This window comes from Dietzia sp. DQ11-44 (assembly GCF_014145205.1).
Lineage (GTDB): Bacteria > Actinomycetota > Actinomycetes > Mycobacteriales > Mycobacteriaceae > Dietzia > Dietzia natronolimnaea.
Map to the genome: position 1 here is coordinate 1 of NZ_JAALEC010000142.1, position 5940 is coordinate 5940.

Consider the following 5940-nt stretch of genomic DNA (forward strand, 5'->3'; position numbering starts at 1 on the left):
GAGGGGGCCGAGCCCGGCGGCGACCGCGGCCGACGCCCCTCCGCTCGAGCCGCCCGGGGTGAGCGCCGTGTCGTGCGGGTTGCGGGTGATGCCGGTGAGCGTGTTGTCGGTGACCCCCTTCCACGCGAACTCCGGGGTCGTGGTCTTGCCGATCACCACGCAGCCGGCCTCGTGCACCGCGGAGGTCACCGGGGCGTCGTCGGGCCACGAGTCGGGGTCGGCGGCCCCGGCCTTGTCGGCCAGCAGGCGCGATCCACGCAGTGTCGGGACCCCGCGGGTGTAGAAGATGTCCTTGATCGAGGTGGGGACGCCGTCGATCGGGCCGAAGGGTTCACCCCGCCGGTACCGGTCCTCCGATCGGCGGGCGGACGCGAGGGTCGCCTCTCGATCGAGGTGGCAGAAGGCGTTGATCTCGCCGTTGACCCGCTCGATCGCCTCCAGCGCGTGCTCAGCGGCGTCGACCGGTGAGAGCGAGCCGCTCCGGAAGCGCTCGGAGAGCTCCAGGGCCGTCAGGGAAGAAGTCATCCGTGTACCTTCCGTCAGATTGTCGACAATCCTACAGTCGGCCGCCTCGTCGTCAACACTCCGGTCACCCCGAATCCGCGGGCGCTGATCCGGACATCACGACCCCGGGCGGGTTCGCCTCCTAATCTGGGAGCCATGACCCCAGCTGAGGACAGCACCCCCGACGGCACGTCCGCCCACCGCCCGTCCACCGGAACCCCTCCCGCCGTCGACCTCCCCCCCGAGCTCGCCGAGGCCCTGAGCAGAGCTGCGGAGACGCCCACCCTCGTGATCGCGTGCGACTACGACGGCACCCTGGCGCCGTTCGTCGACGACCCGACTCTCGCCGTCCCGGCGCCCGGCGCCATCGACGCCCTCGAACGCCTCGCCGGGCTTCCGCGGACCACCGTCGCCCTGCTGTCCGGCCGCAACCGCGCCGCACTGGCCCAGGTGAGCGGCGCCGTCGCTCCGGTGGTCCTGGTGGGCAGCCACGGGTCGGAGTGGGAGGGCGGGTTCGACACGCCCCTGGACGACGACGAGCTCGCGCGGCTCGCCCGTGTGGGTTCCGAGCTCGAGGAGATCGTCTCGCGCACCCCCGGGGCGCACGTCGAACCCAAGCCCACGGCCGCCGTCCTGCACGTCCGCCCGGTCGAGGACCCGGCCCTGCGTCAGAAGGCGATGGCCGAGGCCATGGCCGGACCCGCCGCCCTCGACGGCGTCTTCGTGACCGAGGGCAAGAACGTCGTGGAGATCGCGGTCCGCGAGGCCAGCAAGGGCGCGGCGATCGAGAAGCTGGTCGAGCAGACCGGGGCGGAGATCGCGATCTTCATCGGCGACGACGTGACCGACGAGCGCGGTTTCGCGCGCCTCCGGGACGGGGATGTCGGCATCAAGGTCGGAGACGGCCAGACGCTCGCGGCCTACCGCGTGGCCGACATCCCGGCGGTGGTCGGGCTGCTCTCCCAGCTCGCCGAACTGCGGGCCTGACGCCCGGATTGCACCCGGGAGCGGTCGTCGCCGTACACTTAACGACAACGGTTCCCATTACTACGAGAGCGGTACTCGTGATGTCGTCATCCCCCTTCCCCCGCCGTCCCCGCCTGACGAGGGCGGCCGCCCTCACCATGGCCGCACTCGTCGGAGGGGCCGTCCTCACCGCCTGCGGGTCCGAGGACGGCACGGACGACGGGACCGCCGCCGGCGGCCTGAACCTCGTGGCCTCCACCACCGTCTACGCCGACATCGCCGAGCAGGTCGCCGGCGACAACGCGACCGTCGAGTCCGTGATCTCCGACCCGGCCGCCGACCCGCACTCCTACGAGGCGAGCCCGGCCGACGCCGCGGCGGTCGCCGACGCGGATCTCGTGGTCTACAACGGAGCCGGTTACGACGCCTTCGTGGACCGGGCCCTGGAGAACGCCGCGGACGTCCCGGTGGTGCGGGCGGTCGACGAGTACGAACGCGTCACCGGCGAGTCGATCGCCGAGCACTCCCACGGTGACGACCACGGTGCGGACGAGCACGGGCACGACGACGATCACGGTGCCGAGGACGGTCACGACGGACACGGATCGGACGACGATCACGACGGCCACGACCACGCGTCCGACACCAACGAGCACGTCTGGTTCAGTCTGCCCACCGCGGCCGCCGTGGCCGAGCGGGTGGCCGAGGAGCTGGCGGCGATCGACGAGGAGAACGCCGAGGAGTACCGCGAGAACGCCGACCGGTTCGCCGACTCCCTCGCCCCCCTCGAGGCCGAGCTCGACGCGATCCACGACCGCGGGCACTTCCCCTACGCCCAGACCGAGCGGGTCGGCGCCCACCTGTTCGACGCCGCCCACATGGTCGACCTGACGCCGCGCGGATTCCTGGCCTCGATCGAGGACGACACCGACCCGTCCGCGGCCGACCTCTCCGCCATGCTCGACCTGATGGGCGAGCGGGAGGTCGCGTTCCTCGCGTTCAACACCCAGACCGAGACCACCGTGACCGCCCGCGTCCGTGACGCCGCCGAGTCGGCGGACGTCGCCGTCGTCGACCTCACCGAGACCCTCCCCGAGGGCATGGACTACACCACGTGGATGACGGGGATCGTCAACTCGCTGTCCTCGGCCCTCGACGGTGCGACCCCGGTCGCCGATGGTGGACACTGACCAGGTGACATCTCACTTCCGCGGCGAACCCGGCCCCGGGACGGTCGTCTCCCTGGAGTCGGTGACGGTCTCGCGCGGCGGGCGCACCCTCATCCGCGATCTCGACCTCGAGGTGGCCGCCGGGGAGTTCGTCGCCGTGCTCGGCCCCAACGGAGCCGGCAAGACGACCCTGCTCAAGGTGCTCCTCGGCGAGCTGGCACCCGATTCCGGCACCGTGCTGGTGGACGGCCGCGCCCCCGGCGACCGCGGAACCCACCTGGGGTACGTGCCCCAGCAGAAGGCGTTCGACCCCGGGATCACCCTGCGCGGACGCGACCTGGTCGGACTCGGGATCGACGGGACCCGCTGGGGTCCGGGGTGGCCGTCCCGGCGCGGCGAGAAGCGTCGGGTGGTCGACGCCGCGCTGGACCGCCTAGGGGCCGGGCAGCTGGCGGACAAGCCGCTCGGTCGCATGTCCGGAGGCGAGCAGCAACGCGTCCGGGTAGCCCAGGCCATCGCGTGCGACCCGTGCGTCATGCTCTGCGACGAGCCGCTGCTGAGCCTGGACCTCACCGGCCAGCGCACCGTCGCCTCGGTACTCGACCACCGCCGTCGTCACCACGGCACCGCGGTCCTCTTCGTCACCCACGAGATCAACCCGGTCCTGCCGATGGTCGACCGGATCGTCTACCTCGTGGACGGGCGCCACCGCATCGGCACCCCGGAGGAGGTGTTCACCACCGAGGTCATGTCCGACCTCTACTCCTCGCCCGTCGAGGTGTTGCGGGTCCGCGGCCAGATCATCGTGGTGGGCGACACCCAGCACCTGTGCGCCGAACCCTGGTCCACCGGCCACCACCATCACGACGACACCCACCCCGGAGCGCACTGATGGACCGCCTGCTCGAGATCGCCGGGACGATCGCCGACACCGAGGTGACCGCGCACCTGCTCCGCCAGGACTTCGTGCTCTACGGACTGGTCGCGATCGCGCTGCTCGGCCTGCTGGCCGGGGCGATCGGACCGTTCATCGTGATGCGGCAGATGTCGTTCTCCGTGCACGGCGCCAGCGAACTCGCCCTCACCGGCGCCGCCGCCGCACTGCTGTTCGGCCTCAACCTGGGCCTGGGTGCGATCCTCGGATCCGTGGTGGCCGCGCTGATCTTCGGACTCATGGGCGCCCGCGCCTCCCAGCGCGACAGTTCGATCGGCGTGGTCATGGCGTTCGGCCTCGGCATGGCCGTGCTGTTCATCCACCTCTACCCCGGCCGGTCGGGGACCAGCTTCTCCCTGTTGACCGGGCAGATCGTGGGCGTGTCGGAGCACGGCGTGGTCCAGATGGCGGTGGTCGCGGCGATCATCTGCGTCACGTTGATCGCGCTCTACCGTCCGCTGGTCTTCTCCTCCGCGGACCCCGAGGTCGCCGAGGCGCGGGGGGTTCCCGTGCGCGCGATCAACCTGGTCTTCGCGGTACTGGTGGGCCTCGCGGCCGCCCAGGCCGTCCAGGTGGTGGGGGCGCTGCTCGTGCTCTCGCTGCTCATCACCCCTGCCGCCGCCGCGGCCGCCGTCACCTCGAGCCCCGGGCGTGCGATCGCCCTGACCATCCTGTTCGCCCAGATCGCCGCGGTCGGTGGGATGCTGCTCTCGCTCGCGCCCGGGGTGCCCGTCTCGGTGTTCGTCACCACCATCTCCTTCGTCATCTACCTGGCGTGCCGGGCGGTCGCGGCACTCCGGAGCTGAGCACCGACCGGCCCGCGTGACTACCGTCGGACGGGTGCCCATCGACCCCGACCCCCCTGCCGAGCGACCCGCCGGACCCCCGGCCGAGCCCCCGGCCGAGCGCAGCGCTGAGCTCGACGCGATCCGCGCCGCGTTCCCGACCCTCGCCTGGGACTCGGCGTCGTGGATCGACGAGGGCTGGGACCACGTGGTGGTGCTGTGCCGCGGGTGCCGCGGGGCCGACTCCCTCGGGCACCGGGAGCTGGTGTTCCGGTTCCCGACGGACGAGCAGGCGCTCGCCCAGCTCCCGCAGGAGATCGCCGTCCTCGACCACCTGTCCCCCGGTGTCGACGCCGCGATCCCCCGGTACACACACGTTCCGTCGGGCGGCGGCTTCGCCGGGTATCCGCTGGTGGGTGGGGACAGGCTGACCCCCGAGCTACTCCGCGGTCTGCCCACGACGGACAGGACGTCGGTGGCCGGGCAGCTCGGTGCCCTGCTGGCGGCGCTGCACGCGGCCGACACCTCCACCCCGCCGCTGGACCGGGTCCCGGACTCGTACCAACCCGAGAACCTGGACTTCGTGCGGGGGATCGTGGCCCACGACCTCCCTGCGGTGTTCACCGAGGACGAGATGCGGACCGCGCGGGAGATCTGTGACGAGGTCGCCGCGCTCCAGTCCACCCTGCTGCCCAGGGTCTTCCTGCACAACGACGTCTACGTCCGTCACCTGTACTGGGATCGGCGGACGTCCCCGGGCCGGCTGGGGCTCATCGACTTCACCGACATGTGTCTCGGCGACCCGGCGGTCGACTTCGCCGAGCTGTACGAGTACGGCCCGGGCTTCGTCGACGAGGTGCTCGCGCGCTACGTCGGTCGGATCGACTCGACCTTCCTCGACCGGGCGTGGACCTACCAACGGTTCGCCGGGCTCTACATGGTCGTCGGGCACCTGTACTACGGCGAGGAGACGTGGGAGTACGCACGGGCGACGTTCGATCGTTGTCGATCGCCCCGCCGCCCGCCGGGCTGAACGGGAACCGAGGGGCCCGTCAGCCCTTCACGCGACGCTGGCGGGCGAACTCGGACAGCACCACGCCGGCGGCGACCGAGGCGTTGAGGCTCTCCACCCCTCCGGAGATCGGGATCGAGAGGATCGAGTCGCAGTTCTCGCGCACCAGCCGTGAGAGACCCTTACCCTCGGAGCCCACCACGACGACCGTGGGGCCGGTGCCGTCGTAGGTGTCCAGGGTGGTGTCGCCGTCGGCGTCCAGACCCACGAGCTGCACCCCGGCCTTGGCCCAGTCCAGAAGCGTGCGGTTGAGGTTGGTCGCGCGCGCGACCGGCAGCCGGGCGGCGGCACCGGCCGAGGCGCGCCACGCGACGGCCGTGATGGACGCACTGCGCCGCTCCGGGATGAGGACGCCGTGTCCGCCGAACGCGGCGACCGAACGGATGACCGCGCCGAGGTTGCGGGTGTCGGTGATGTTGTCCAGAGCCACGAGCAGCGCGGGTTCGGATGCTCCCATCGCGATGTCGAGCAGATCCTTGGGATCGGTGTACTGGTACGGCGGCACCTGGA

7 protein-coding genes are annotated in these 5940 nt (G+C 71.6%); 5 read left to right on the forward strand and 2 right to left on the reverse strand.

Features of this window, described 5'->3' with window-relative positions; translation table 11 throughout:
- The coding region (locus G6018_RS04365) for an amidase family protein (RefSeq protein ID WP_241731990.1) at nt 1–525 on the reverse strand (525 nt) is incomplete at its 3' end.
- A 135-nt stretch (nt 526–660) separates the two neighbouring features.
- On the opposite strand from G6018_RS04365, the gene otsB reads away from it, so the two are divergent.
- The 5 genes from otsB (at nt 661) to G6018_RS04390 (ending at nt 5391) form a co-directional block, all read left to right on the forward strand.
- Entirely contained in the window at nt 661–1491 is an 831-nt protein-coding gene (otsB, locus tag G6018_RS04370; protein WP_241731136.1) for a trehalose-phosphatase, read from the forward strand.
- Between the two features lie 80 nt (nt 1492–1571).
- Nucleotides 1572–2660 carry a zinc ABC transporter substrate-binding protein gene (locus G6018_RS04375; protein WP_182638868.1) on the forward strand — a complete coding sequence of 363 codons (1089 nt, stop codon included), beginning with the start codon at nt 1572–1574 and terminating at the stop codon, nt 2658–2660.
- Nucleotides 2647–3531 (forward strand): metal ABC transporter ATP-binding protein, encoded by an 885-nt coding sequence (locus tag G6018_RS04380; protein WP_179524509.1) that lies wholly within the window; start codon nt 2647–2649, stop codon nt 3529–3531. Before G6018_RS04375 ends, G6018_RS04380 begins: the two co-directional genes overlap by 14 nt.
- Nucleotides 3531–4379 carry a metal ABC transporter permease gene (locus G6018_RS04385; protein WP_179524508.1) on the forward strand — a complete coding sequence of 283 codons (849 nt, stop codon included), beginning with the start codon at nt 3531–3533 and terminating at the stop codon, nt 4377–4379. Before G6018_RS04380 ends, G6018_RS04385 begins: the two co-directional genes overlap by 1 nt.
- A 34-nt stretch (nt 4380–4413) precedes the next feature.
- Complete coding sequence (locus tag G6018_RS04390; RefSeq protein ID WP_259843795.1) at nt 4414–5391, forward strand: aminoglycoside phosphotransferase family protein; 978 nt, start codon at nt 4414–4416, stop codon at nt 5389–5391.
- A 19-nt stretch (nt 5392–5410) separates the two neighbouring features.
- Here G6018_RS04390 and rlmB read toward each other — a convergent pair.
- A partial coding sequence (rlmB, locus tag G6018_RS04395; protein ID WP_182638870.1) for a 23S rRNA (guanosine(2251)-2'-O)-methyltransferase RlmB occupies nt 5411–5940 on the reverse strand: 530 nt, incomplete at its 5' end.